The following is a 24966-nucleotide window of genomic DNA, read 5'->3' as shown; positions in this document are numbered from 1 at the left end:
GCAGCACCCGAGCACCGTGTTGAGATTGACTCAGCGGCCCTCTGTCGGGCCGCAGCGCTTTTGGGCAACATGATTGTCGGGCAATATGGTGCTCACATGGACAACAACAAGGATGGACAGATGCGTTATCAGGGACGGATCGCGAGCTGGAACGAGGCGCGCGGCTTTGGATTTATTACGCCGGAGCAAAATGGCGCCGAGCAGGCAATCAATGGAGCACGCAGTGCAGGGCTGTTTGTGCACGTTACGGCGCTGCAATCAGATGGCCGCGTGCCCGAGCCGGGGGAGCGTGTCACCTATCTGATCGGCAGTGGCCAGGATGGCAAACCGAGGGCGTTACAGGTCTTTTTCCCCGATCGCCCGCTCACGTTGGCGGATGCCGTGCCCTCGGCCGAATCATCAGCAGCAAGATCGGCCGCATCATCAGCGGCGCCATCATTTCGGGCGGCAAGTCAGCCGCCACGACCTACCTTGACCAGAGAGAGAAGTAACCCCTATCGACGTCGCAAGAGCAGCTGGAGTGGCAAATTGATCCCTCTGCTGGTGCTCGTCGGCCTCTTTTCCATCTATTCCCGTTTCTCGGCCGAGTCGATGGCGCCATTGCCGGTCTCCTCTTTCAATCAGGAGGAGGTCAGCACGCCACAGGCAACGACCTTTATTCGCCAGTGTGATGGTCGGCAACATTGCTCCCAGATGACCTCCTGCGAGGAGGCAACCTGGTTTTTACAAAACTGCCCTGGTACCAAGATGGATGGGGAAGGAGATGGCATCCCCTGTGAAGATCAGTGGTGTGTTAATTGAAATGCTTTGATTCACAAAGGCCCGATTAATTCATCTCGATTGCTGAGCGCTATCTTCTCCTGGTTCCGTCTGCGGGAGTTTTTGGCTGGGTCAGCGATCGATTGTGGCTGGGTGCGGTGCGGGATGGGGATCGAGGACCAGCTGCACGAAGCGATCGCGGATCGGGTCGGCAAAGGCGGGGTTCCACACCAGACTTATCTCCCACTCGGAACAGGGGCCAAAGAGGGGATAGAGGGTGACGTCCGGGCCCGCGATAAAGCTGACGCTGCGCGGCAGGATGGCGTTGCCGATGCCCGCTGCGACCAGCGCCACCAGCGTCTGGATATCTTCGGCCTCCTGAACCATGCCGGTCAGCCGATTGGCGCCGAGAAAACCGGCGATCTGCTGGCTGAGCCCAGGGCAGCGGTGGCCCACCATCTGCAACAGGGGTTGACGGGTCAGTGCCTGCTGGACGTCGAATGCGGCCGGGTCTGGCTCGGTCATTCGTGTCGGCACCGCCAGCACCAGCCGGTCGATCAGCAATCTGTGCTCCTGCAACTGCGGCGTCTGGGGTCTGCGCATAAAGCCCAGCTGCAATTGGCCGGAGAGCAGCTGCTCCTGCTGGATCGCGGAGGGCATATCCTGCAGATGGACCATCACGTCCGTGACCTGCTGCTTGAAGCGGGCCACCAGCGCAGGGGCCAGCGCGAAACTCGACAGGCCAAACCCAATCTTGAGCCGACCGGCCACGCCACTCGCCACCGCCAGCGCGTGACGTTCAAACTCCCTGCCGTGTTTGACCAGTGCGCTTGCCTGAGTGAGCAGCTGGGCGCCGAGCGCCGTCAGCTCGGCGCCGTGGCGGCCCCGTTTGAACAGGGTGCAGCCCAGCGTCTGCTCCAGCCCCTGGATCTGCTTGGTGAGGGCCGGCTGGGTGATAAAGAGGCGGCTGGCCGCTTCCCGGTAGTTGGCGGTGTCGGCCAGCGTCACAAACGCCTGCAGTTGCCTCAAGTCTAATTTCATTCCAATTGGTTATCCAAAGTGGCGATTTATTGATTATAAATTATCTAATCGCCTTGTTCTAATAGCTCGGCAAGGGGGGAATCGTCCTCCTCTGAACCGGAACAAGGAGCCATATCATGTCCACTCAACGTTATCTTTTTTTGATCAAGGGCAAGCTGGTGCTGGCTCAGCCGTTGGCGGCCCCGGAGACGGGGGAGCTGCTCGCCAGCCTGTTGCAACAGGGGTTTGTGGTCGGCCCGCTGCAGGTGTGGGCAGGCAGCGCCGAACAGGCGCTCGCCTGTTATGAACGTGCCGCCCAGCAGCAGGCTTTTGCCGATGCGCTGCAGGGGGCTGAGCCTGAGCTGGCGGGAGTATCGGCATGATTACCGGCATGAACACGATCACCCTGTCGGTATCCGCCCTGCTGCTCGATATGGATGGCACCCTGGTCTGCTCGATAGGCGATGTGGAGAAGGTGTGGCGGCTCTGGTGTCAGCATCATCAGCTTGCCCCCGAGCCGGTACTGGCGATGTGCCACGGTATGCGCTCACGTGAGGTGATCCGGGCGTTGGCCCCGCAGCTGGATGTGGAGCTGGAAGCGGCGCGGCTCGACGAGCTGGAGATGCTGCATACCGGCGGAGACGCCATCGCTGGGGCTGGCGAGTTGCTGCACTGTTTGCCGCCAGAGCTTTGGGCCATCGTGACCTCCGCCAGTGAGCGGGTTGCCCGTCACCGCCTGAATTGTGCCGCTTTGCCGCTGTCCGCCGTGCTGGTGGGGGCCGAAGCTGTGGTCAATGGCAAACCCGATCCCGAGCCCTATCTGCTGGGCGCTGTACGGCTTGGCGTGCCACCCGCTCGCTGTCTGGTATTTGAGGATGCCCCGGCCGGTATCGAGAGTGCCCTGCGTGCAGGTTGCACTGTGGTGCAGGTAGGGGGCGATGCGCCGCTCAATCCGGCGGTGGTGGCGGTGATCCGCGACTGGCGCGAGGTGAGAGTGGTGTCAGGGAAAGGCGAGTCCTTGCTGGTGATGCTGTCGATGCAGGGCGCCAACCAAGAATGACGGCACGAGAGCTTTGGGAGTTGAATTAGGGGGCTGAGCCTGATGGCTGGCGGTCAGTTACTCAGGCGTATGTGGCTCTTGGTCGCAAAAGTTATAGACGATCCCCACCGATTATCTTCCGGGCGCTTACCTGTAGTGGGTTCACTTTCAACCGGAGGTAAAAAACCGTCTGCAGGCGACCGGATTGATCGCCTGCAGATGGAGCTGGTTTAGCTGAACAGCAGGTAGGAGAGGGTCATGCAGCAGATGATGCCCGAGATGATGGGCACCGAGGTGCGCTTGATGATCTCGATGGGATTGCTGCCGGTGATCGAGGCGATGACGATGATCACCGCGGCGACCGGCGACATGGATCGGATCAGGTTGGCAGTGAGCTGCATCGGCAGGGCCACCGCGACACTGTTGACGCCGACCTTCTCAGTGATCTCGGGAATGATGTTGATAAAGGAGTAGAAGACTGCCAGCCCACTGCCGCTGATAAAGCCGATCAGCGCCGCCGTACCGGAGAAGAAGAACATCAAGATGGAGCCGACGCCGTCGATGTGTTTCACGCTATCGACCAGGGTATCGATGATGCCGATGGCTTTCAGTCCCTCCACCAGCATGCTGGCCGCTACTATGAGCGAGACCACCTGAGCCAGACCCGTCCCCATGCCGGTGAAGAAGATGGCGAACTCCTTGCTGGTCTCCTTGATATTGCCTTTGCGCAAGAGTTCTACCCCTATGGTGAGCAGCAGGCAGACGAAGGTGATCTCCACCAGCCCGAGGGAGATATGGGTGAAGCAGATGCCGAACAGCAGTACCAGCACCAGCGGCAGTACAGGGAAGAGGCCGTAGTAGGCGGGTGGCAAGCCGGTGGGCACGGCGAGCGATTCCTCTTTTTCCTCCAGTCCGCTGCGCGACTGCTGCCGCTTGTCCATCGCCTTCTGCCAGAAGTAGTGCACCACTGCCATCAACGCCAGTGTCGGCAGCGAGATGGGGGCGTGGTAGGAGACGATGTACTCCACCAGCGGGATGCCCAGCTTCTGGGCGGCCAGCACGTTATCGGCCCCCAGCGGGCTGGGCATGATGGTGGCAGTGGTGGCAATGACGGCCCCCGCGGTGAGGGAGGACATGTTCGATGCCTTCAGTACCGGATAGAGGGTCGCCATCAGCAACACTGCCAGACTGGCAGCGCTTGGCACCACCAGCGAGAGCAGATTGCCCAAGAGGAAAATCACCGGCACCAGCAGGTAGGGGGAGCGGATGCGACTCAAGGGGCGGGTCAGCAGCATCACGGTGACGTCGTTGGCGCCGATGTGGCTCATGTAGCTGGAGAAGCCGAACAGCACCATGATGGTGAGGCCGACATTGCCCATCTGGCTGATGAAGATCTGCTTGATCTGGACGAAGGGATCAAGCCAGCTGAGGCCGCTGCTCTGCGCCGCAGGCAGCAGGGGGTGGCCCAGTCCGACGGCGGCAAACATCAGCAGCAGCCCGGCGCCAAACAGCACTATCTTGGCATCGTAGTTTTTGGCGATGAGATAGCCGCAGATGACCAGGATCAGGGTGCTGACAATTATTTCCAGCATGTTTCCAACACTCTCTTCTTGATGTGAATGGGCCAGCGGGCTGGCGGTTCGGGATCAGATGGCGCGGGCAAGGGTCTCCATGCACCAGGCCCTGAATCCGGGCACGTCGATATCGAGACACACCTCGGCGTTGGGCGGGCGTTTGAGCCGGTTGTTGATATCCACCGAGGTGGTGCCGAGGGTGTGCTCACCCCGGGTCTCGATGGCCACATGGCAGGCCCGGGTGATAAAGAGATCGGGGCGCACCAGATAGGCAATGGCGCAGAGATCGTGCATCTTGAGCCCGGTCTGCATACTGCCGCCGCGATAGTGGCCGAACAGGGCGTGGAGCATGGCGCCGGTGCGGTTGAGGGCGGGCAGCGCCGCAATCATCTCGCCGGTCAGGGTGGCCCGGCTGGTGACATCGAGTCCGCACATCACGATGGGCAGACCGCTGCTGAAGACGATGTGAGCCGCCTCCGGATCCACGTAGATATTGAACTCGGCATTGGGGGTGTGGTTGCCCCGACCGGCCGAGCCGCCCATCAACACGATCCGCGCGATCTTCTCCCGACACTCGGGGTGCAGGGTGAGCAGCAGGGCGATATTGGTCAGCGGCCCGATGGGCACCAGCGTCATGGATTGTTCGCTGGCGAGCAGGGTGGCCTTCATGGCTTCGACGGCATGCTCCGGTATCGGCTGTTGCCCGGGTTCGGCAAACTCGTAACCATCGAGGCCGGAGTGGCCGTGGATATGGCTGGCATTGTCGAGGGGGCGCACGAGGGGCTGGCTGGCCCCCTGTGCCACCGGCACCTCTTGGCCGAAAAAGTGCAGCAGGCGCAGGGCGTTGCGGGTGGTCTTGCTGACATCGACGTTGCCGGCGACCGTGGTGATGAGCGCCAGCTCGATCCCGGGGTGAAACAGGGCGGCGGCGATGGCAACGGCATCGTCGATGCCGGGGTCGGTATCCAGAATAATGGCGACAGGGTTCACGCTGTTCTCCTCGAGGTTAATCGGCTTGGCTGGCATCGTGGGGCCAGCAGCAGATAAAGGGGTCGACAATCTCGCGGGTCAGGCCATCGGTGAGGCCGAGATCGGTCAGATGGGGCCCCGCATTGCAGGCAAGGCAGGTTCCCTCGATGGCCTTGAAGACACGGTAGGGGGGCTCCCACTCCACCACCTTGCCGCTCACTTCGCGCAGAGCGTGGAAGCTGGCGGCCAGCTCGCTGGCCGGCAGGTCGGAGAGCATGCCGGCGATGGGCATGGCAACGTGGGCCAGCACCTCACCCTGCTGGACGACCGCCATGCCGCCCTCGCTGGTGATCAGAGTGTTGGCGGCCAGCATCATCTCTTGCGGGTCGCGCCCCAGCACCACCAGATTGTGGGAGTCGTGGGAGTAGCTGGTGGCGATGGCCCCTTGCAGCTCGCCCCACCCCTCCAGCAGCGCCAGCCGGGTGCCCGCCTGATGGCGGCCATGGCGGTGTTGCACCGAGATGAGGCTAAATCCCGCAGGCACGATGACCTGACCATCCCGAACCTCAACCTCGGTTTCACTCCACTGGGTGAAGCGAGCCCCCTTGATGGTCTTGAAGCGGGCCCGACCCGCAGTCAGCCCGGGTACCCGGATGATGAACTCCTCCTGCGTGCGCAGGGGGATCTGCATGGTATCGCGCGGCGCCTGACAACCGGCGACATGCTCGGAGGGTTTGAGAATGGCGCCATGGCGGGCGACCCGCTGACCACCGCTGTAGACCCAGAGCGGGTTGAGATCGGTGAGGTTGTCGAACACCACCAGGTCGGCGCAGCGGCCGGCAGCAACCAGCCCCAGATCGTTGCGCTGCAGCCGGATGGCGGCATTGAGAGTGGCCATCCGCAGCACGTCGGGCACCGCCAGCCCCAGCTCTGCCAGCAGCTTGACCAGCGCAATCATGCCCCCTTTCTCCAGCAGCATGTCGGGCGGCACATCGTCGGTACAGAGGGTGATTTGGGAGGAGAGGTGGGGCAGCTGTTTCAGCGCAGCGACGATCTCCGGCAGCAGGTAGGGGTGGGAGCCGCGCAGCTGGAGGGTGAGCCCGGCCCGCAGCTTCTCCAGCGCATCGGCAGCCGAGGTGAGTTCGTGATCCGAGCTGACCCCGGCGGCGAGATAGGCTTGCAGCCGGTGACCAGTGAGGCCCCGGGCGTGTCCCTCAATCAGGGCATTGCGTTGCAAACCGGCGTGCAGAATGCCGGTCATCCGCTCGCTGCCGCCCAGCACCCCCTGCATGTCCATCACCTCGGCGATCCCCGCCACCTCTGGCCACTCCAGCATGGTGGCCATCTCAGGGCCGTGGAAGTCGGCGCCCGACATCTCGAGACCCGGCGTCGAGGGAACGCTGGAGGGGGCGGCGCAGATGACCCGCAGCGGCAGATTGCGGCTGGCGTCGATGGCATAGCGCACCCCCGCCAGCCCGAGCACATTGGCCAGTTCGTGGGGATCCCAGAAGATGGTGGTGGTGCCCTGCGCGACCACCACATCGGCGTAGCGCTCCGGCGTCAGGTGGGAGCTCTCCACATGGACATGGCTGTCGATAAGACCGGGCGAGAGATAGGCGCCGGCCAGATCGTGGGTCTCGCGTGCCTGCTGGAAGGTGCCGACCGGATGGACGCTGGCGATCAGCGGGCCGACCAACCCCACGTCGACGGGGCGGATCTCGCCGGTCACCATGTCGATCAGGTTGGCGTTGGTCAGCAGCAGATCGAAGGGGGCTTCGCCGAGGGCTGCCTGCACGGCGCGGCGGCGCAAGTTGAGGGATGCATCTTGTTCACACATGAAGGAGATGGCCTGACAAGGGGAATAATGGGCCCACTTTAAGGAGGGGATTGGCCCGTGCATAGCGCAAAGAATTTATAACTGGATAAGAAAGGGTTATGCTGCTGCAAACGTTTTTCTCCGGTTGTCGATTTCATGTCCGAACCCTGGCGCCGTCTGCCTGCGCTCTCTCTCAAGCAGATCCAGTATTTTGTCACGCTGGCCCAGCTGCGCCACTTCACCGAAACGGCCAATCAGATGGCCATCAGCCAGCCCGCCCTGAGCAGTGCCCTGCGCCAGATTGAATCTGTGCTTGGCGGTAAACTGTTTCACCGTACCGCGCAGGCGGTTACCCTGACCGAACAGGGGGAGGCGATCCTGCCCCACGCCAAAGGGCTGCTCAATGTAGCCCACGCCGCTTTTTCCGATATGCAGCAGGTGATGGTCGAAGGGGGCGATGGCACCCTGCGCATCGGTCTGATCCCGTCGGCCTGCACCCTGATGTTTCCGCTGGCGGCCGCCCGTCTGCAGCAGCAATTTCCGGGCTTGCGGGTCGAGTTTCAGGATCACACCAACGACGGTCTGTTGCAGGCGCTGGCCGAGGGGGCTCTGGATGCGGGAATTGGCGTGCTGGATGGCGAGTTGCCCGACTCGCTGGAGGTGACGCCGCTGCTGGACGATGCGCTGGTGGCGGTGATCAACCGGCAGGATCCGCTGGCAGCGGAAGAGATCATCAGCTGGCAGGCGCTGACCCGCCGCGACATCGCCCTCTTTGCCAGAGGCAACGTCAGCCGGCAGGTCAACGGACTGGCCCAGAGCCAGTTGCCCGGGCTCAAGCCCAGATACACCACAGATTATGTCGAGACGCTTTACGGCTTGGTGCGCTCAGGGTTGGCAGTTGCTATCCTGCCCGGACTCTATGCCGCGAACCTGCGCGATCCCCAGCTGAAAGTCGTGGCGCTGCACGAGCCAGTGCTGAGTCGAACCCTGGCGCTGATGTGGGCGAAAGGACTCTCCCGATCAACTCGCATCGACGAAGGGCGAGCCCTGCTGCGCGCCACCATTATCGAACAGCTAAGTAGTCAGCACGGCTGAGGCTGGCACGAGGTGAAGGTGGAACCTAGAGAGACATCCCTGCTGGTGACGCTGCCCGCCTGAGCTGTGGTGCGAGTGCGTGACGACCGCAGATTGCGGTATGAACCATCGCTATCCGAACTCTTGATGTCGCAATAAAAACGCCCCCGAGATGCGGGGGCGTTTTGCTATCTGGCCGTTATTTGAAAACGCGGAAACGGGTGGCATCGTCGATGAAGGTCTTGTCGCCGGCCGGTTGCTGGATGCTGCCAAAGGGCATCTGGGCACGCAGCAGCCAGCTGGCTGGCAGGTTCCACTCCTTGCGTACCGCCTCGTCGATGAGGGGGTTGTAGTGTTGCAGGGAGGCGCCGATCTTCTCCTGGGCCAGGGTGGTCCAGACCGCAAACTGGGCGATGCCGGTGGCATGTTCCGACCAGATGGGGAAGTTGTCTGCATAGAGGGCAAACTTTTGCTGCAGATCCTTGATGACGTCGGTGTCTTCGAAGAACAGCACAGTGCCGAAACCTGCGCGGAAGCTGCCATCCACCTTGGCCTCACTCTGGGCGTAGGCCTCCGGCGGCACGATCTTTTTCAGCTCGGCTTTGACGATATCCCACAGCTTATGGTGCTGGGCGCCAAACAGGATGACGGCGCGGGAGCTCTGGGAATTGAAGGAGGAGGGGCTGTGCCTGATGGCATCCTGGATCAGGGCCGTCAGTTGTTCCGGTGTATGGGACACCTGGCTGCCCAGGGCATAGATGGTACGACGTGCTTTGATCTGTTCGATAAACGGACTGCTCATAACATCTCCTTGTTCTGCTTGGCGTTGCAGCCGGTGATGGACGGTGTGTCCAGCGCCGGCCGCGTCAGGTATAGACTATAACACCCGCAATGCAGAGCGGGGTTAACCCGGGGTAACTAGCGTTTTTCCTGTCAGTTGATATTCGTTTGCGAACCTTGATGTTTTGTTAGTATTGGAAATGTCATTAAAGGGGCGTTGAAGTGATATTAATCAATGATTCACTCTCCTTTCTCTCGCACAATCCCGCTATGTTTTCCCCTGTTCGGATGTCATGTGAGCCGCTCGTATCTCAACAAGCGTTACTATGTGCTGGCCCCCCTCTCCGCACTGCTTGGCTTGTTGATCCTGATCGTGACGATCATCATGGCCATTGCCAGCTATCTGCGGGATATCGACATGACGGTATCCGGCTTCGGTCACATGGCTTCCTCCGTTGAGGCGTCCTTGATCCACGAGATGGTGAAGGTCAATGAGCGGCAACTGGCAGTGCTGGAGGGCTCCCTAGACAAGGAGAAGATAGCCCGCGGCGAGCCGGCCGACTCTCCCATCTGGGCTATTGCCCATCAGATCAAGCCCGGCAACCACTATATCTACTTTTACAACCTGAAAGCGGATCGCATCGACAGTTACCCGGAGTGGCTCGCGCCCCCAGGTTATAAGGCAGCGCTGCGCCCCTGGTATCAGGTGACCGCCATGCCGGGCGACGAGCCCGTCTGGTTTGGCCCCTACCCTGAATACAATACTCAGGAGCTGATTCTCAGCCTGATCAAACGGGTGAGGGATGAGCAGGGGCAGTTGCTGGGTCTGCTGATGGTTGACATGTCATTCGACTCGCTGCAGCAGGCGCTGCAGCGCACGGTTGGTAGTAATCAGGCGGCACTCTATCTGACCTTGCGTGACACTGATCAGCTGGTAGTAGGCAGCAATATGGATCTGCTGGCGGCCAACACCATCAAGCAGCATCAGAATCAGCAGTGGCTCGGCCTGGATGTGCTGTGGCATGGGACGTATATCAAGCGCGAGCTGGCGGATATTGGTTGGGATCTCAACATCTATCTGCCGCCAGTACTGTTTCGTGACAGCCTCTACGATGCGTTGCAGATGGTGGTTTTTCCACTGCTCTCTCTGTTTGCCATCTGGTGTTGCAGCCTGAGTCTGCTGGTGCGGATCTTCCGCCAGGAGCAGGAGCTGGTGTCGGGCTCATTGACCGGCATCGTGCGCGATCTGGAGCGTTCAGCGCCTGTCAGTGAGCCCAAGACCTGGTTCGTGCGGCGTAGCCTGAACGAGATCGATCAGGTCAGGGCCAGTTTTCTCAAGGGGCAGGATGCGCTGTTGCGGGATCCCCTGACCGGTATCATGAACCGACGAGCCTTCGAGCAGCACAAGGCGGCACTGGAGCAGAGGGGGGCGTGCTTCTGGCTGCTGCTGTTTGATGTCGATCACTTCAAGGGGATCAACGACAGCCAGGGCCATGCCTTCGGCGATCAGGTGCTGTGTCGGGTGGCCAACTGTCTTGCTGATGTGCTGGGGGTGAGTACGGTTTACCGGATAGGTGGGGATGAATTTGCCGCTCTGCTGCAACAGCCACAGGATGAGTTGGCGGAGAAACTCGGTTGTCTGCTTGAACTGGTGCGTCAGCAACAGTGGCGTGAACACCATGGGCCGATCACCCTGAGTGCCGGCGGCGCCTGCCATTCTCCTGCCGCCGGCCCTATCTTCGAGCGGGCTGATGCTGCCCTCTACCGCAGCAAGGAGGCTGGCCGGAACTGCTGGCATCTGGCTGAAGGGGTGGCAGGGGCCCTTGACTGACAGCTTTTGTCCCAGCGCGCTGACTATTCGACAGGACGCGGCTGCCAGGTTATCGGTCACTTTGTCGTGACTGTCTGGTTCAATGTTAATTTTCACGTTTTAATTCAATAGGTTGATTCTACTCTTCCTGTGTTGGCTGTGACTGTACTGCCATTGACTGTCGCATCCCTGTTTTCTGCTGGCTGGCGAACCTGATAGCTCTTTGTATAGTGCTGCTGATTATTAATCAGGTTTGACAGGAGTATCCATGGATATGAGTACGCGTGGCATCGGTGCTCTGGCTCTGTTGGGGGCGTCATTGCTGGGCAGCACTGCGGCCCACGGTTCGGAAACTCTCAACACCATTCTCGGTGGTGGCGCAGGCGGGGTGGCGGGCACCATGATCGGCAAGGAGTTGGGGGGAGATACCGGTGCGCTGGTGGGGGCTGCATTGGGCGGCGCAGCCGGTGGTGCGGCGACGGCCAACAAGGGCAACAAGAATGAAGCGGCCCTTGGCGGCGCGGTGGGGGCGCTGGGCGGTGCCGCTATCGGCAAGAGTGTCGGTGGCGATACCGGTCAGCTGATCGGCGCCGGGGTTGGCGGGGCGAGCGGTTCGGCCATCGGTGCCAAGACCGGCGATGGCCACAAGAGCCAGGATCGCTATTACGATGATGACGACGATCATCACCATCACAAGCACCACAAGAAGTACAAAAAGCATAAGAAGCACAGATGGCATGACGACGATTGATGCGTGTGCAGTGAGTGCGGAAGATGCAAAACGGGGCCTGTTGGTCCCGTTTTGCATGGTGTGGTCACTCGATTTTGCGGTGACTCGCTCGTGCGGTTACACCAGCCGGTGCTGGCGGCGACCGGCGGCAAAGGCGTTGATGTTGTCGATCAGCTGGTCGGCCAGTCGCTGCATCGACTCCTCGCTGGCCCAGGCCACATGAGGGGTCAGAATGAAGTGGGGGTATTGCAGCGCCTTCATCAAGGGATGGTCGGGAGGCGGCGGTTCGACGCTCGCCACATCGAAACCGGCACCACCGAGGCGACCGTTGGCCAGCGCTTGCAGCAGCGCCTCCTCATCCACCAACCCACCGCGGCCGACGTTGATCAGCAGGGCGCCCGGTTTCATCAGATCCAGCTCCCGCTCGCCAATGAGGTTGCGGGTGTAGGGGGTGAGCGGGCAGTGCAGGCTGATGACGTCCGAACTTTGCAGCAACTCGTCGAGGGGCAAGCGGTCCTCGTCGTGACTGGCGCCGATCTGGCTCTGGGCGTAACGCACTGTCATCCCCATCCCTTTGGCCCGCTCGCCGAGCGCCTGTCCGAGCGTCCCTTTGCCGATGATGCCAAGCTGCTTGCCGTGCAGATCCATGATGTTGTGGTCGAAGAAGCAGAATTGGCCGCTCTGTTGCCAGCGCCCCTCCAGCAGCGACTGGCGCCAGCAGAAGAGGTTGCGCGACAGGGCTAGCATCAGCGCCATGGCGTGCTCCGGCACCGAGGGGCCCGAGTAGTTGCGGATATTGCACACCCCGACGTTGGCGGCGCGGCACGCATCCAGATCCACGTTGTCGCTGCCGGTTGCGGCCAGGGCGATGAGTTTGAGCTCAGGCAACTGGGCCAGTTCGGCGGCGCCGATCCGTACTTTGTTGATGATAGCGATGCTGGCATCTTTGAGCCGTTCCACCACCTGTTCCGGGGTAGTACTTGGATAGCTCTGCCAGTGGTGGGGGAAGTCGGGGTGATGCAGGGTGATGCCCGCATCCAGGGTATCGCTGTCGAGAAACACAATCTGCTGCATGGACCTTCCTGCCATTGTTCAGGTTCGAGAGGCCATGATGCCAAAGAGGATGCGGTCAGGGCCAGATCGTCGCCGTGGTAGGGTTGGGCTTTATCCGGCAGATGTGAGCTGGCGCGCGCTTTATTGCGCCACGGTGGCGGCTGGTTTAGAGCCAGCCCAGATGGTTGAGCCAGCCCTGAATGCGGGTGGGGGTCTCCTCCAGCTCCATCAGGGCGTAGGGGCGATAGTTGAGCTTGTTGCTGCGCCGGCTCTCGCTTTTGCGGGCCTCGGCGGCCAGCAGTGGCCAGCGACCGCCATCCTCCTGATAGAGGTCCAGGGTGGGGATGGCCGCCTGAGCCACCTGTTTGGCCAGGGTCTGGTTGCTCTGCTGATTGGGGAAGAAGCCATCGAGCAGCACCAGCGCGTCGGGGGCGGGCAACTGTTCGCTGGCGATGAGATTGGCAGTCCAGGCGGCGCCGGTACCTTGCGCCAGGATCAGCTTGAAGCCCCCCTCCTGCAGCTTGGCATCGGCCAGCTTGCTGATCCGCTCGGCAAACTGCTTGCGAAACTCATCGCTGTTTTTCGCTTTTTTCTCGGCGGCTGGGTCCAGTTCGGTCTGCTGGGGGGAGGGCAGCAGCAGCAGGGTATCAAAGCCCAGTCGGCTGAGGGCGCGAGTCAGTTGCCAGAGTTGGCCGCTGCGCTGCCAGTCGGGCAGTAAAATGGCGAGCCCCAGATAGTTTTCACTGTCATGTTTGGCGAACAGCACCGTCTGCTTGTCGATCTGGGTAGCATCGGGCAACCCTTTCCAGTCGCTGGCTTGCCAGTGGTCGAGGGGCATAGGTTCGGCAACGGGGGGGGCGACCTCGCTCGCCTCTGCCCCATGGCCAGCCAGCAAGGTCAATAACAGCAGTGATAAGGATAATCTGGCCATAGTGTGCTCCCCCGGTTATCTGGGTTAGCGGCGGCGGCGGGATTTTCTGAAGGCGGGCGGTGTGATGGCAACTCGGAGGCAATAAAAAAGCGAGCCGGTGGCTCGCTTTTTTGTAATCAATTCAAAGCGGTCAATTAGTTGACGCGACGCTTGAATTCGCCGGTGCGGGTATCGATTTCGATCTTGTCACCGATCTCTACGAAAGCGGCAACAGCCAGCTCGTAGGTAGTGCCTTTCAGACGGGCAGGCTTGGTCACTTTACCGGAGGTGTCGCCACGGGCAGCCGGCTCGGTGTACTCAACTTCGCGCACGATGGTGGTCGGCAGTTCTACGGAGATGGCTTTCTCGTTGTAGAAAGTCACTTCGCAGATGTCTTCCATGCCGTCTACCAGATAGTTCAGCACGTCACCCAGGTTGTCTTTCTCTACGTCGTACTGGTTGTACTCGGTGTCCATAAAGACATACAGGGGATCGGAGAAGTAGGAGTAGGTGCACTCTTTACGTTCCAGCTGAACAACGTCCAGCTTGTCGTCGGCCTTGAAGACGGTCTCGGTAGCGCTGCCGTTCAGCAGGCCCTTCAGCTTCATTTTGACCACGGCGGAGTTACGGCCGGATTTGTTGAATTCAGCCTTCTGAACCACCATCGGCTCGGTGCCGATCATGACTACGTTACCAGCGCGGATTTCCTGTGCGGTTTTCATGTAAAAAATTCCTGTTCGTGAAACGGACGGATAAAAACTGCCAGATTATATACGGCTTTCTAAAAATTTCACCAACCGTGTGACGAGATCCCCATCCCGGAGCAACTTCTGTGACCAGCTTCGCCCATGTTGCTGCCAAATGGCGCTATATCGGGGCCATTGGGCCCAAAGTTCGCCGCAATCTTCGCCACGGTTGAGAGCCAGATTAAAGCGGCGCAGCCATTGGCCGCACTCGGCTGGTAGATCGGATAAGTAGTGGTCAAGGAACTGCTCCAGCTTGACCAGATGGGCCTCCTCCTCCTGTTGGTAGATATGCCAGAGGAAAGGGCGAGCGGCCCACTGGGCCCGCACGAAGGAGTCCTCCCCGCGCACCAGATTGAGATTGCAGCTCCACAGCAGTCGATCGTAACCGGCCTGATCGGTCATCGGCAGCAGCTTGATGGTGAGGTTGCCCGAGTGGAGCAGATCCCCCGCTTTGGCTGCAGGGATGGCATCTGCCAGACCGGCGCCGGTGAGCACATCGTTGAGAGAACGCCCCAGCGGCAACAGCAGGGTGACGGGCGTGGTGCTCTGGCACCAGCTCTCGACCAGACTCTTCAGCGCATCGCTCTCGTAGGTAAAGAGGCTGACCCGCAGCTCGTTCTCTTGTTTTGGTGGCAAACCGAGGCTGGCCCAGTAGGCGGTAAGTCCCGCATCATCTTGCTGCCACAGCTCCCGTTCGGCGATGAGGTAGTGCTCGCACAAAAGGCCGCCGGTTTTAGCGGTAAAGCCCGGGAAGAAGAAGTATTTGTTGAGGCTTTTATTGCCAACCCGCTGGGGCGAGGCGAGGCCGTGGCAATCCTCGACCCAGCTCTCTGCCGAGAGGTATTCCAGATTGAGCCAGCAGGGGGGGCTGGGTTGGCTCGCCATCAGCTCTATGAAGAGGTCGGGCAGCTCGCAGGCAAAGGCCTCGATCACCACTCTGGCCGGGGTCATGTCGGTCGGCAGGGTCTCATGCCAGTGCTGGATATAGATGCCCTCGACCCACTGGCCATCCTGCGCCGGGTCGAGCCCGGGGCAGATGCGGGCGAAACTTGGCAGATCGTCAACCCAGAGCCGCACCTGAACCTCATCGCCATGTGCCGCTATATTCCCCTCCCGCTTTAGCTGGCGGGCGAGTCGCCAGGTGACGCCGATGTCGCCGAAGTTGTCGACGACGCAGCAGAAGATGTCCCAGTCAAACGGGTGCAGGGGAGTGGTCATGGCGCGGGATCCCAGATACAAAAAAACCGGTGCGCAGGGTAGCACACCGGTTGACTGGCTTCTAACCGTCAGCGTGTGACGGTCGCTGCGGCAGGTTACTCCTTGCCGTAGACGTTGTTCTCTTGCTCGCGTACCCGGATAAAGGTGGTGCGCTTGGTCAGCTCTTTCAGCTGGCTGGCACCCACGTAGGTACAGGTGGAGCGCACGCCGCCCAGAATGTCGCGCACGGCGTTCTCGACCGGGCCGCGGTATGGCAGCAGCACGGTTTTACCCTCGGAGGCGCGGTATTCTGCGACGCCGCCGGCATGTTTGTCCATGGCGCTGGAGGAGCTCATGCCGTAGAACTTCATGAAGGGTTCGCCGTCTACATCGACGATCTCGCCACCGCACTCTTCGTGGGCTGCCAGCATGCCGCCCAGCATCACGAAGTCGGCACCGCCGCCGAACGCTTTGGCGACGTCGCCCGGGCAGGTGCAACCGCCGTCACCGACGATCTGGCCGCCGAGGCCGTGTGCCGCATCGGCACACTCGATGATGGCGGAGAGCTGCGGATAGCCGACGCCGGTCTTGACGCGAGTGGTGCAGACGGAGCCCGGGCCGATGCCGACCTTGACGATGTCGGCGCCGGAGAGGATCAGCTCTTCGACCATCTCGCCGGTCACCACGTTGCCCGCTAGGATGACGTGGTTGGGGCAGGCTTCACGAATCTTGCGCACGAACTCGACGAAGTGTTCGGAGTAGCCATTGGCCACATCGACACAGATGAAACGCAGCGCTTCGGACATGGCGAGGATTTGGCGGGTCTTGGCGAAATCTTCAGCCGAGGTGCCGGTGGAGACCATCACATGGCCCAGCAGCGCCGGGTCGGTCTCGTTGACGAAAGCTTGCCACTGCTCAAGGCTGTAGTGCTTGTGTACCGCGGTCATCATCTCGAAACCGGCCAGCGTGCGTGCCATGGCAAAGCTGCCGACGGTATCCATGTTGGCGGCGATAACGGGTACGCCTTGCCATTGGGTCTGAGTGTGTTTGAAGGTGAACTGACGGGTCAGGCTTACTTGGGAACGGCTCTTGAGAGTAGAGCGCTTGGGGCGGAACAGGACATCCTTGAAACCGAGCTTCAAGTCTTCTTCGATACGCATTACAAATTCCTTATTGAGCCTTGTTGAAAGTCACTTTTGCAGTGGCAAATTTTCGGCAGGCGCAAAAAAACCGGTGGTTTTCAGGCCCTCCGGTTTACAACAGTGTAGGCAAAAATCCCTTCAGAACAAGACTGATAATTCGCTCATTGTTGTGGTAGCCTTTGGCGTCACAACCTGAGGTTAACCACCAGTTTCATCCAGCACCGTTCGGTGCCTTGCTCTCCTACGATATTCCCGCCCGCTTGGGCCGCCATTCGGCCACTCTTTGTCGTCTCTCTCCTGACCCGCCAGATATTATCCAAGTAGCTGAAATAAATCGGATTGACCCACAATGGGACTGTGGTAGATCTGGGCGCAGGATTGACAAGGCAGGGCAGTAAAATGGGCAAGATGATGGTGGGGATCACCCTGATGCTGGCACTGTGTGGCAGTGCGCTGGCAGAGACCCCGACCAGCTATGGCTGGATCGAGAAAGGACTTATTTTGCCCACCGGCGTGGCGGTGAAGATGAAACTCGACACCGGGGCGCTCACCTCTTCCCTCGATGCACGCTCTATCACCAGATTCAAACGGGATGGCAAGCCCTGGGTGCGCTTCATGCTGGTGGTGACCGATGCCGACAGCGGCAAACTGGTCAAGCAGCAGTTCGAACGGCGGGTCGAGCGCAGCGTGACGGTGCGTGGGGCGGGCGGCATGGAGCAGCGGCCAACGGTGACCATGTCCATCTGTCTGGGGGACAAGGTGTATGAGGAGTGGTTCACCCTGCGGGATCGCAGCAAGATGATCTATCCGGTGCTGCTGGGCCGACGTCTGCTGGCGGAGCTGGGCCCGGTGGACTCCAGTCGAACCTTTACCGTGCAGCCAGATTGTCATTGAAAGTAAAGAGCCCGCATCGCGGGCTCTTTACTTATCGCTTATCTTGCCGGCGGCAGCGGGAGCAGCACGCTCACCTCCAGCCCCCCTTTCGGCCGGTTGTGGACATCGAGGTCGGCGCCGTGCAACTGGGCGATGCGTGAGACGATGGCCATGCCGAGACCCACGCCATCCCCCTGCTGGGGATTGACCCGAAAGAAGCGTTCATACAACCGGGGCAAGGCGCTGGCGGGAATGCCGGGGCCATTGTCGCTCACATCCACCCTCACCCGATTGCCCTCTCGCTGAACCCGCACCCTGATCTCGCCCTCCGGCTGGGTGTAGCGCAGCGCATTGTCGATCAGGTTGCTAAACAGCAGTTCGAGCAGGGTGGCCTGCCCCATCACCAGCTGCGGCACTTCACACTCCAGCGACAGCTGCTGATCCTTCTTGAGCGCGATGGGGGCCAGGGTCGCCAGGGTGCCTTGCAGCAGGTGGCCTATCTCCAGCTCGGTCAATACCAGTCCCTGCTGGTTGTCGATACGGGCCTGGGTCAGCAGTTGGCGGATCAGCCGATCGCTGCGGTCTAGGGCTTGCAGCATCTTGTGCAGGGATTGCTGGCGGCTTACTTCATCTTCGGCAGCCAGGGCATTTTCACTATGAATGCGCAGCACCGCCAGCGGGGTGCGCAGCTCGTGGGCCGCCTCGTTGGTAAACTGTTTCTCCCGCTCTATGGTCTCCGCCAGCGCCTGCATCAGCCGGTTGATCTCGTTGGTGAGGGGGGTCAGCTCCTGAGCGCTTATCTTGAGGCTGAGCGGGCTCAGGTTGGCGGGGTGACGTTCACTGATGGCCTGGGCCAGCTGACGCAGGGGGGCCAGCCCGCGGGTGATGAGCCACCAGAGCAGGGCCAGCAGGAAGGGCAGGGTGATCAGCAGCGGCAGCATGGTGAGGGTGGCCATCTTGCTGGCCAGTTCGCTGCGCTCGTCGTCCCGCTCGGCCACCACCAGCCAGGTCTGCTCCTGCTGGTTGTAGAGAGTGAAGGTGCGCCACTGGTGATTATCTTTTTCGACCGTGTCGAAGCCGATGGCCAGGGTGACCAGCGGCTGATCCGGGGCGCTGGGGGCGCGCAGCAGCAAGCCGCCCTTTTCATCGAGCAGCTGGAAGTAGAGATTGCGTTCGAACTCGTGGCCGTAGGGGGTGATCTCCCGATCCTCGCCGGTCAGGTTGAGACTGGGGTCTTTTTGCCACTCATCGGGATTTTGCGCCTCCCACTCCTGATAGACGGTGCCGTTGGCGGGCAGTTGCCCCTGCTGGGCCATGTAGCGAGCAAGCAGCTGATTGGTGATGCGGGCCGACTGGGCGAGGCGGGCATCAAACAGCTCCTCCATTTCGTGGCTCGCCTCCATGTAGCCGATAAAGGCGCTGATGGTGAGACTCAGGCTCACCAGCGTCAGGATACCGGTGAGCAGAAAGCGGCGAATGGAGCGGGGACGTTTCATCGTGCGGGTGTCCGGCTTGGCTGTTCGAGCTGGGGAATGATGTAGCCGACCCCGCGAATATTGCGGATGAGGTCGCTGTAGAACTTCTTGCGCAGATGGTGGATATGCACCTCTACCGCGTTGCTCTCGGCCCCTTCATCCCAGCCGTAGAGGCTCTGTTGCAGCTGATCCTTGCTCAGCACCCGGCCGCTCTGGCTGATCAGCTCCTGCAGCAACTTGTATTCATGGGGGGTGAGTTTGACCGCTTCCCCCTGATAGGTGACCTGCTGGGATTCGGGATAGATGAGGATGTCGCCATACTCCAGTACCGCCTGAGCCTGCCCCTTGCTGCGACGAACCAGGGCGCGCAGGCGGGCGTTGAGCTCCTGCAGGGCGAAGGGCTTGACCATGTAGTCGTCGGAGCCGGCATCAAGGCCGACCACCCGATCGTCCAGCGCATCGCGGGCGGTGAGGATCAGCACCGGCAACTGGTGGCCTTCACGCCGCAACTTGCGCAGCAGGCTGAGGCCATCGATGTCGGGCAGGTTGAGATCGAGGATCAGGGCGGCGAACTCGTCGCTCTTGAGGGCTGCCAGAGCGGGCAACCCCTGTTGCAGCCAGTCCACCGTGTAGCCGCTATGGCGCAGTGCATCCTGCATACCATCCCCCAGCATCACATCATCTTCCACCAGCAGGATCCGCATTCTTTTCTCCCTGTTTGTTGGGTGTGGCGATCTGGCTCAGCGCCAGGGCGTGCCGTGGCATAAACAACCCTGCCCACCAGTATGCAAGCTGGTGGGCAGAGTTTAAATAGTTCTTTGATCCATCAGGATTTTATAGCTTGGCCAGCCGATCGCGGATCTCCATTCTGCGCCCTTCGTCGGCCACTTCGCGGCCCGGGCGAGCCGGGGCGGCCAGCGCCTTGTCGAGATAGGTTTTGGCCTCGGCCTTGCGACCCTGATCCAGCAGGAAGTCGCCATAGAAGAAGTTGGGGTCGATGCCATCCGGATTGATGGCCAGCGCCTGCTTGAGCAGCTGCTCTGCCTTTTCGTCATCGCCAAAGCCGACCGGCCAGCCGGGCACCTGATAGTAGAGGGAGCCCAGACTGGTGTAGGCAGAGCCGTCCAGCGCCTTGGGATCCTGCTTGAGCGCCAGCTCCAGCTTGGCTTTGGCCTCTTTCACCAGACCCAGTGCCCCCAGCCCCCCTTTGGCCCCCGCCCAGGTGCTCTTGACGATGGCCGACCAGATCAGCAGATCGGCGCGAAAAGGCTCCTTGGCGCTGGCCGCTTCGGCCTGGGTGCTCAGGGTTTCGAGGCAGCTCTCTTTCGCCTTGCCGCTCTGTTGATACTGGCAGACGGCCCACTGTTGCTGGATGGGGACGAGGGCATCACCCGCGGCCATGACTGAGGTGGATCCCAGCAGGATGGCGATGGCACAAGAGGTCACTGATTGACGGAAAAAGTTCATATTAATGCTCCTTCTTGGTCGGGATCGGGCGGGACAAGTCTGGTTGTGGCGCGCTGTTGGCGCCAGCATCAGCCGTCCCTGGCTGAAGATGACGGGCATAACGTTTGATGATCGGCAGCTGTCTGGCCAGCGCCTTGTCGACAATGCCGGGCAGCATGGCATTGAGCCGCACGAACAGTTTTTCCGGCCAGCCGAGCCAGCTGCGGCGGGTTTCGTTGCACAGGGCGATGACCGCCTCTTCGGCCACTTCCTGCGGGCTGTCGGTCTGGGTGCCGAGCGCCGCATTCATCTCGTAAGCGGCCTCAGAATTGAGCTTGGTGCGGGTGGCGCGGGGGGCAAAGTGCAGCACCTTGATGCCGCTCCCCTCCAGCTCCCGTCCCAGCGCTTCGCTAAAGCCGCGCAGGGCAAATTTGCTGGCGCAGTAGACGCTGTAACCGGGGTAGCCGATGCTGCCCAGGCTCGACCCCATGTTCATGATGATCCCCGGCTTGCGCATGGTTGGCAGCAGGGCTCGGGTGAGCTGGATGGGCGCCTCGATATTGAGCAGCAGCTGGCGCTCCACCTGCTCGAAGCTCTGATCTTCCAGCCAGGCAAACTGGTTGCAGCCAGCGTTGTTGATCAGGATGTCGATCCCGTCCTCCAGCGCCGGGTGTTGCAACAGCTTGGCCCGCTCCTGCGCAGAGCCGAGGTCGGCGAGCACCACCTGATGGCGCTCGGGATGGGGCAGTGACTTGCACAGCCGCTCCAGTGCCGGGCCGCGACGACCGTGCAGCAGCAGGTGTGCCCCTTGGGCCGCCAGCTCCTGTGCCAGCTCCTCACCTATGCCACCGCTGGCGCCGGTGAGCAGCACGAGTTTCCCTTCAAGGTTCATGGTGTGGGTTCCCTTTTTGCTGTCTGCTGATCCGCTGCCAACTTACGGTGTGGCGGTGAGGTTGTAGAGCATCTCGCCGTAGAGGCGGTAGACCACCTTGGCCCCGTGGATGATGGCGGCCTGATCCGCCGGACTCTCGACCCGATCCATCAGGGATTCAAAGAACTTGAGGTGCTCCTGATCCAGGGCGCCGTGGGAGCTCAGGTAGCTCATCGCCTGGGGTGGCAGGCCGAGTCCCTTTTTCAGCTGGTCGGCGACGGTGAGGGCGATGGCCACGCTGGTGCCTTCCAGCACCTGTACCATGCCGAAGAAGCCCATGGGGTTGCCGCGCTGGATCTGGTCGTAGAGGAAGGCGACCATCAGCTCGATGGGCAGCCCGGGCTGGCCGTGGCGCACCGCCTCGGCATCACCGCCACAGGCGCGGATGTCATTGAGGATCCACTCCTGATGGCCATACTCCTCGTCGATGTATTCGGCAATGGCGCCGCGCACCCACTCGTACTCCTGACCCAGCTTGCCGCCGGTTGCCATCAGCAGCGGGACTGTGTGGCGCACGTGGTAGTAAGCCTGCGCCAGAAAGGCGAGATAGGTGTCACGGCTGATATCGCCACGGCGGCAGGCTTCGATAATGGGGGCGTTGAACAGATGTTCACGCTCACTGGCAGTGGCTTGTTGCAGAGTCTGATAGAAGCTCATGACGATTCTCCTGTAAGGCATTGGCTGATTTGCCGGGAAAAGTGTTGGTAAATTTCGTTGCGACGGGGGCGCCCGTTGGCGGTCAGCAGGCCGGGATGTTGATCCAGTGCCACCGGCAACCAGTGGTGCAGCCGGGCATAATCGGGCAGCCGCTGGTTCAGACCTGCGATCTGGCGTGGCAGATCCGCCTCTTTCCCCGGCAGGGGCTGGATCAGCGCCACGTTGGCAGGCTGACCATCGCCAAACACCACGATGCGGGCGATGGCGGGGCAGAGCTGGGCCTCGGCTTCCACCCACTCTGGCGAGAAGTTGCGGCCAAAGGCGGTGATCTGGACATTCTTCTTGCGCCCGGTGATATGGAGGTAGCCCTCATCATCGAGATGACCCAGATCGCCGGTGGCGATCTGTTCGGGAGTCAGTTCGTTGCTGCCGAGATAGCCCAGCATGGCACTGCCGCTCACCATAATTTCGCCGTCGCTGGCGATGGTGACCTGACAGTGGGGCAGGGGGCGGCCGACGCTGCCGAGCTTGTCAGCATCCGGGCTGTTGAGCGCCACCACGGAGCCACACTCCGAGAGGCCATAACCTTCATATACCGGCAGTCCGAGCTGGCGGGCATGTTTGATCAGGTCGGGGGCCACCTTGCCGCCACCGACGGCAATAAAGCGCAGGCTCTTGAGCTGCTGGGCCAGCGTCGGGGTGCTGGTGCAGAGCGCCAGCAGCAGGCGCAGCAGTTCGGGCACCAGCACCAGACTGTGGGTCGACCAGCGTAGCAGCGCCTCCCCCAGCATGGCTGGATTGAGCGAACTGGAGCCGGTGAAGCCGAGCTCACCGAGGGACGGAATGCGGCTGCAGGCGCCGGTCAGCAGCGGCACATAAAGGCCGGTGATGTTTTCAAGCAGGGTCGCCAGCGGCAGCAGGGTCAGGTGTTTTTCCACCTTGGCTGACGCGACTCGCTCGGCCAGCGCATGGCTCACCGCCATCATCTGGGTCAGTGACAGGCAGACTCCCTTGGGCTGGCCCGTGGTGCCGGAGGTGTAGGTGATCTTGGCGGTGCCCTTGGGCAGCGCCGGTCGATTGGCCGGGGTATGGCGCCAGAGCGGCAGCTCGCCGGTGATCAGCGAGAGCGGCTCGGCGGCATGCCACCCCTGATGATATGGGCCCACCAGCGCATCGGCACCGCTGCTCTCCAGCAACCAGGCCTGCTGGGCCTGACTGAAGAAGTGGGGCACCGGAATGACCACGATACCGGCGCGGGTGCAGGCGAGATCCAGCAGCGCCCAGGGCAGGCCGTTGTCCAGTTGCAGAGCCAGACGATTGATGTCGAGCTGTTGCAGCTGGCTTGTAAGACGCTGAATCTGTTGCCACAGGGTCTGGTAATCGAGACGCTGCAGGCTGCTCAGCAGCGCAGGGGATTGCGGAGCCTCGTGGGCATGTTTGGCGATGGCGTCGAACAGGCTCATTGGGCGCACCTTTTTTGATGGGTCTGGTTATCACTGCTCTCACCGGCATCGTCAAACAGGGTTGGCATGGGGGCCAGCAGATTGAGCAGCAGGCTGCGCTGGGCCAGCACCTCGCGCCCCTGATTGATGTCACCCACCATCACCTTGGGTTGGCAGCGGTAGTACTCACCCCAGGCATCGGCGTCGGCTCCCACCTGATGGGCCTGTGCAGGGGCCAGCTCCACCGGGTTGAGTTGCAGGCGGGCAAAGCTGTTGCGCAGCTTGGCAGTGCCGGTAAAGACCACGTAGTCGAGGGCGTTTTCACACAGCAGACGACACAGGGCCGCGAACATCAGGCGGGCATTGCCCGGTTCGCTGCAGGCCAGATTGCCCACTTCGATAATGCGGTTGCGTGCCGGATAGACCCCGAGGCGGGTGTTGATGGCGGCCTCGATGGGTTGCTCCAGATACTGTTCCAGATAGAGAGGCCCCTCACTGGTATGATTGAGACCACAGGCACCGACCAGCGTCCCGTCCGCCCGATAGAGCCCCAGCAGACAGGGGAGAAAATGGGGGATGCGGGCGTTGAACTCGAGGGTGTAGGCGGCCTGGATATAGGTTTGCAGCGCCATGACCTGCTGCGGGGACTTGGCTAGCAGCAATCGGTAGGGGGCCTGGATCTCGATGGTCATGGGTGACTCCTTCTCTTGCGATGGTTTGAGAGTAAAAGGGCAAACTTAAGAAACCCTTAAGGAGCAAAAAAAGTTGTCAGCGAGGCTGCGGGCAGGCAATCTGCGCCGCTGTTATCCAACAGGAAGCCCCCAAGAGGAACCGCCATGTCATCCACCGTCAGCTGCCCCCTGTGTGCCAGTCATCGCAGTTATCCCCTGCCGGTGGCTGGCAAGCGCTATCATCGCTGCCTCGCGTGCGAGCTGGTCTGGCTGGATGAGGCGGATCATCTGGATGAGGCGGCGGAGAAGGCGGTCTATGACGGTCACGACAATCGGGTGGATGATCCCCGTTATCGCACTTTTTTGATGCGGGCCTTTGGCGAGGTGCTGGCGCGGGTACCGCTACCTGCCAGTGGTCTCGATTTTGGCTGTGGCCCGGGGCCGGCGCTGGTGGCGATGGGGCGCGAGGCGGGTTACCAGATGGCGGGATATGACAAGTTCTATGCCGACTTTCCCGAGTTGCTGACGCGTCAGTATGACTTCATCACCAGTACCGAGGTGATAGAACATATCGCCGAGCCGCGCACGGTGCTGGCGCAGTTGTGGGATTGCCTCAAGCCCGGTGGCCTGCTGGTGTTGCAGACCCAGCGGGTGCTCGGTGACGAGCGGTTTAAAAACTGGCGCTATCGCCACGACCCGACCCACATCGTCTTCTTTGCCGAGGCATCGTTTCAGGTGTTGGCCGCCAGCTGGCAGGCCGAACTCAGCTTCCCCCACGCCGATGTGGCGGTATTGCAGAAAGGCACGCCCTGAGGCGTGCCTTCGTCTGTTACTCGTCGGGTTCGCCCGGCG

At 61.3% G+C, this 24966-nt stretch carries 25 protein-coding genes; 8 read left to right on the top strand and 17 right to left on the bottom strand.

Going from position 1 to position 24966, the window contains the following annotated elements; all coding sequences use genetic code 11:
- Positions 1–120: 120 nt before the first annotated feature.
- Positions 121–801, top strand: coding sequence for a cold shock domain-containing protein (locus G5533_RS07505; RefSeq protein ID WP_441254688.1), 681 nt, complete (start codon positions 121–123; stop codon positions 799–801).
- Between the two features lie 90 nt (positions 802–891).
- Here the strand turns inward: G5533_RS07505 and G5533_RS07500 are convergent, their stop codons facing one another.
- On the bottom strand, positions 892–1800 hold the full coding sequence (locus tag G5533_RS07500; protein ID WP_441254665.1) for a LysR family transcriptional regulator: 909 nt from the start codon (positions 1798–1800) through the stop codon (positions 892–894).
- Between the two features lie 116 nt (positions 1801–1916).
- On the opposite strand from G5533_RS07500, the gene G5533_RS07495 reads away from it, so the two are divergent.
- Positions 1917–2162, top strand: a complete 246-nt coding sequence (locus G5533_RS07495) for a hypothetical protein (RefSeq protein ID WP_309506852.1) — start codon at positions 1917–1919, stop codon at positions 2160–2162.
- 8 nt (positions 2163–2170) lie between these two features.
- Positions 2171–2839, top strand: a complete 669-nt coding sequence (locus G5533_RS07490) for an HAD-IA family hydrolase (protein WP_441254664.1) — start codon at positions 2171–2173, stop codon at positions 2837–2839.
- Positions 2840–3048: 209 nt separating this feature from the next.
- Here the strand turns inward: G5533_RS07490 and dcuC are convergent, their stop codons facing one another.
- From dcuC to G5533_RS07475, 3 genes are read right to left on the bottom strand one after another with little or no spacing between them, the layout of a single operon-like run.
- Positions 3049–4410: a C4-dicarboxylate transporter DcuC gene (gene dcuC, locus G5533_RS07485; protein WP_227342077.1), complete on the bottom strand. Its 1362-nt coding sequence runs from the start codon at positions 4408–4410 to the stop codon at positions 3049–3051.
- 54 nt (positions 4411–4464) lie between these two features.
- Positions 4465–5382: a ribonucleoside hydrolase RihC gene (gene rihC / locus G5533_RS07480; RefSeq protein WP_421172108.1), complete on the bottom strand. Its 918-nt coding sequence runs from the start codon at positions 5380–5382 to the stop codon at positions 4465–4467.
- 16 nt (positions 5383–5398) lie between these two features.
- Positions 5399–7198: an adenine deaminase gene (locus G5533_RS07475; RefSeq protein ID WP_421202800.1), complete on the bottom strand. Its 1800-nt coding sequence runs from the start codon at positions 7196–7198 to the stop codon at positions 5399–5401.
- Between the two features lie 135 nt (positions 7199–7333).
- On the opposite strand from G5533_RS07475, the gene G5533_RS07470 reads away from it, so the two are divergent.
- Complete coding sequence (locus G5533_RS07470; RefSeq protein WP_421255403.1) at positions 7334–8272, top strand: LysR family transcriptional regulator; 939 nt, start codon at positions 7334–7336, stop codon at positions 8270–8272.
- Between the two features lie 178 nt (positions 8273–8450).
- Here G5533_RS07470 and G5533_RS07465 read toward each other — a convergent pair whose 3' ends face one another.
- Positions 8451–9053, bottom strand: coding sequence for a nitroreductase family protein (locus G5533_RS07465; RefSeq protein ID WP_216953036.1), 603 nt, complete (start codon positions 9051–9053; stop codon positions 8451–8453).
- Between the two features lie 273 nt (positions 9054–9326).
- Between G5533_RS07465 and G5533_RS07460 the strand changes: the two genes are divergently transcribed.
- Positions 9327–10862 carry a sensor domain-containing diguanylate cyclase gene (locus G5533_RS07460; RefSeq protein ID WP_216978190.1) on the top strand — a complete coding sequence of 512 codons (1536 nt, stop codon included), beginning with the start codon at positions 9327–9329 and terminating at the stop codon, positions 10860–10862.
- 247 nt (positions 10863–11109) lie between these two features.
- Entirely contained in the window at positions 11110–11592 is a 483-nt protein-coding gene (locus G5533_RS07455) for a YMGG-like glycine zipper-containing protein (protein ID WP_421221898.1), read from the top strand.
- A 96-nt stretch (positions 11593–11688) separates the two neighbouring features.
- Here the strand turns inward: G5533_RS07455 and G5533_RS07450 are convergent, their stop codons facing one another.
- The 5 genes from G5533_RS07450 to G5533_RS07430 form a co-directional block, all read right to left on the bottom strand.
- Positions 11689–12645, bottom strand: a complete 957-nt coding sequence (locus tag G5533_RS07450; protein WP_421221899.1) for a D-2-hydroxyacid dehydrogenase — start codon at positions 12643–12645, stop codon at positions 11689–11691.
- 145 nt (positions 12646–12790) lie between these two features.
- Positions 12791–13555, bottom strand: a complete 765-nt coding sequence (locus tag G5533_RS07445) for a DUF3530 family protein (protein WP_164536241.1) — start codon at positions 13553–13555, stop codon at positions 12791–12793.
- Between the two features lie 134 nt (positions 13556–13689).
- Positions 13690–14256 carry an elongation factor P gene (efp, locus tag G5533_RS07440; protein ID WP_005362323.1) on the bottom strand — a complete coding sequence of 189 codons (567 nt, stop codon included), beginning with the start codon at positions 14254–14256 and terminating at the stop codon, positions 13690–13692.
- A gap of 45 nt (positions 14257–14301) precedes the next feature.
- The gene (gene earP, locus G5533_RS07435; protein ID WP_421263037.1) at positions 14302–15498 is read right to left on the bottom strand and encodes an elongation factor P maturation arginine rhamnosyltransferase EarP; all 1197 of its coding nucleotides are present in this window, start codon (positions 15496–15498) and stop codon (positions 14302–14304) included.
- Positions 15499–15593: 95 nt separating this feature from the next.
- Positions 15594–16637 (bottom strand): GMP reductase, encoded by a 1044-nt coding sequence (locus tag G5533_RS07430; RefSeq protein WP_005348017.1) that lies wholly within the window; start codon positions 16635–16637, stop codon positions 15594–15596.
- Between the two features lie 381 nt (positions 16638–17018).
- On the opposite strand from G5533_RS07430, the gene rloA3 reads away from it, so the two are divergent.
- On the top strand, positions 17019–17513 hold the full coding sequence (rloA3, locus tag G5533_RS07425; protein ID WP_081990717.1) for a retropepsin-like aspartic peptidase RloA3: 495 nt from the start codon (positions 17019–17021) through the stop codon (positions 17511–17513).
- Between the two features lie 38 nt (positions 17514–17551).
- Here the strand turns inward: rloA3 and G5533_RS07420 are convergent, their stop codons facing one another.
- The 7 genes from G5533_RS07420 to G5533_RS07390 form a co-directional block, all read right to left on the bottom strand.
- Positions 17552–18988 carry an ATP-binding protein gene (locus G5533_RS07420; protein ID WP_441254663.1) on the bottom strand — a complete coding sequence of 479 codons (1437 nt, stop codon included), beginning with the start codon at positions 18986–18988 and terminating at the stop codon, positions 17552–17554.
- Positions 18985–19671 (bottom strand): response regulator, encoded by a 687-nt coding sequence (locus tag G5533_RS07415; RefSeq protein ID WP_005335091.1) that lies wholly within the window; start codon positions 19669–19671, stop codon positions 18985–18987. Before G5533_RS07415 ends, G5533_RS07420 begins: the two co-directional genes overlap by 4 nt.
- A 130-nt stretch (positions 19672–19801) precedes the next feature.
- Positions 19802–20434: a tetratricopeptide repeat protein gene (locus G5533_RS07410; protein ID WP_216950292.1), complete on the bottom strand. Its 633-nt coding sequence runs from the start codon at positions 20432–20434 to the stop codon at positions 19802–19804.
- Between the two features lies 1 nt (position 20435).
- Positions 20436–21305, bottom strand: coding sequence for an SDR family oxidoreductase (locus tag G5533_RS07405; RefSeq protein ID WP_421298834.1), 870 nt, complete (start codon positions 21303–21305; stop codon positions 20436–20438).
- A gap of 42 nt (positions 21306–21347) precedes the next feature.
- Positions 21348–22001, bottom strand: a complete 654-nt coding sequence (locus tag G5533_RS07400) for a TenA family transcriptional regulator (RefSeq protein ID WP_005362310.1) — start codon at positions 21999–22001, stop codon at positions 21348–21350.
- On the bottom strand, positions 21998–23464 hold the full coding sequence (locus G5533_RS07395) for an AMP-dependent synthetase/ligase (protein WP_150389508.1): 1467 nt from the start codon (positions 23462–23464) through the stop codon (positions 21998–22000). The genes G5533_RS07400 and G5533_RS07395 overlap by 4 nt, the downstream gene beginning before the upstream one ends.
- Complete coding sequence (locus G5533_RS07390) at positions 23461–24135, bottom strand: thermostable hemolysin (RefSeq protein ID WP_216950294.1); 675 nt, start codon at positions 24133–24135, stop codon at positions 23461–23463. The genes G5533_RS07395 and G5533_RS07390 overlap by 4 nt, the downstream gene beginning before the upstream one ends.
- A 144-nt stretch (positions 24136–24279) precedes the next feature.
- Here G5533_RS07390 and G5533_RS07385 point away from each other — a divergent pair, with 144 nt between their 5' ends.
- Positions 24280–24927 (top strand): class I SAM-dependent methyltransferase, encoded by a 648-nt coding sequence (locus G5533_RS07385; protein WP_150389506.1) that lies wholly within the window; start codon positions 24280–24282, stop codon positions 24925–24927.
- The last annotated feature ends 39 nt before the right edge of the window (positions 24928–24966 follow it).

This window comes from Aeromonas sp. A600620 (genome assembly GCF_029479985.1).
Lineage (GTDB): Bacteria > Pseudomonadota > Gammaproteobacteria > Enterobacterales > Aeromonadaceae > Aeromonas > Aeromonas veronii_A.
Note: the sequence above shows the minus strand (reverse complement) of the source record. Positions and strands in the feature narration are given on the sequence as shown.

Bases quoted from the DNA above. Each gene is read 5' to 3' on its own strand.
- G5533_RS07500 (WP_441254665.1), bottom strand. From the start codon at position 1,800: ATGAAATTAGACTTGAGGCAACTGCAGGCGTTTGTGACGCTGGCCGAC.
- G5533_RS07495 (WP_309506852.1), top strand. From the start codon at position 1,917: ATGTCCACTCAACGTTATCTTTTTTTGATCAAGGGCAAGCTGGTGCTG.
- G5533_RS07430 (WP_005348017.1), bottom strand. From the start codon at position 16,637: ATGCGTATCGAAGAAGACTTGAAGCTCGGTTTCAAGGATGTCCTGTTC.
- G5533_RS07450 (WP_421221899.1), bottom strand. From the start codon at position 12,645: ATGCAGCAGATTGTGTTTCTCGACAGCGATACCCTGGATGCGGGCATC.
- G5533_RS07400 (WP_005362310.1), bottom strand. From the start codon at position 22,001: ATGAGCTTCTATCAGACTCTGCAACAAGCCACTGCCAGTGAGCGTGAA.
- G5533_RS07405 (WP_421298834.1), bottom strand. From the start codon at position 21,305: ATGAACCTTGAAGGGAAACTCGTGCTGCTCACCGGCGCCAGCGGTGGC.
- G5533_RS07445 (WP_164536241.1), bottom strand. From the start codon at position 13,555: ATGGCCAGATTATCCTTATCACTGCTGTTATTGACCTTGCTGGCTGGC.
- G5533_RS07505 (WP_441254688.1), top strand. From the start codon at position 121: ATGCGTTATCAGGGACGGATCGCGAGCTGGAACGAGGCGCGCGGCTTT.
- G5533_RS07410 (WP_216950292.1), bottom strand. From the start codon at position 20,434: ATGAACTTTTTCCGTCAATCAGTGACCTCTTGTGCCATCGCCATCCTG.
- G5533_RS07465 (WP_216953036.1), bottom strand. From the start codon at position 9,053: ATGAGCAGTCCGTTTATCGAACAGATCAAAGCACGTCGTACCATCTAT.
- dcuC (WP_227342077.1), bottom strand. From the start codon at position 4,410: ATGCTGGAAATAATTGTCAGCACCCTGATCCTGGTCATCTGCGGCTAT.
- G5533_RS07395 (WP_150389508.1), bottom strand. From the start codon at position 23,464: ATGAGCCTGTTCGACGCCATCGCCAAACATGCCCACGAGGCTCCGCAA.
- G5533_RS07420 (WP_441254663.1), bottom strand. From the start codon at position 18,988: ATGAAACGTCCCCGCTCCATTCGCCGCTTTCTGCTCACCGGTATCCTG.
- G5533_RS07390 (WP_216950294.1), bottom strand. From the start codon at position 24,135: ATGACCATCGAGATCCAGGCCCCCTACCGATTGCTGCTAGCCAAGTCC.
- G5533_RS07470 (WP_421255403.1), top strand. From the start codon at position 7,334: ATGTCCGAACCCTGGCGCCGTCTGCCTGCGCTCTCTCTCAAGCAGATC.
- efp (WP_005362323.1), bottom strand. From the start codon at position 14,256: ATGAAAACCGCACAGGAAATCCGCGCTGGTAACGTAGTCATGATCGGC.
- G5533_RS07490 (WP_441254664.1), top strand. From the start codon at position 2,171: ATGAACACGATCACCCTGTCGGTATCCGCCCTGCTGCTCGATATGGAT.
- earP (WP_421263037.1), bottom strand. From the start codon at position 15,498: ATGACCACTCCCCTGCACCCGTTTGACTGGGACATCTTCTGCTGCGTC.
- G5533_RS07415 (WP_005335091.1), bottom strand. From the start codon at position 19,671: ATGCGGATCCTGCTGGTGGAAGATGATGTGATGCTGGGGGATGGTATG.
- G5533_RS07385 (WP_150389506.1), top strand. From the start codon at position 24,280: ATGTCATCCACCGTCAGCTGCCCCCTGTGTGCCAGTCATCGCAGTTAT.
- rloA3 (WP_081990717.1), top strand. From the start codon at position 17,019: ATGGGCAAGATGATGGTGGGGATCACCCTGATGCTGGCACTGTGTGGC.
- G5533_RS07475 (WP_421202800.1), bottom strand. From the start codon at position 7,198: ATGTGTGAACAAGATGCATCCCTCAACTTGCGCCGCCGCGCCGTGCAG.
- G5533_RS07455 (WP_421221898.1), top strand. From the start codon at position 11,110: ATGGATATGAGTACGCGTGGCATCGGTGCTCTGGCTCTGTTGGGGGCG.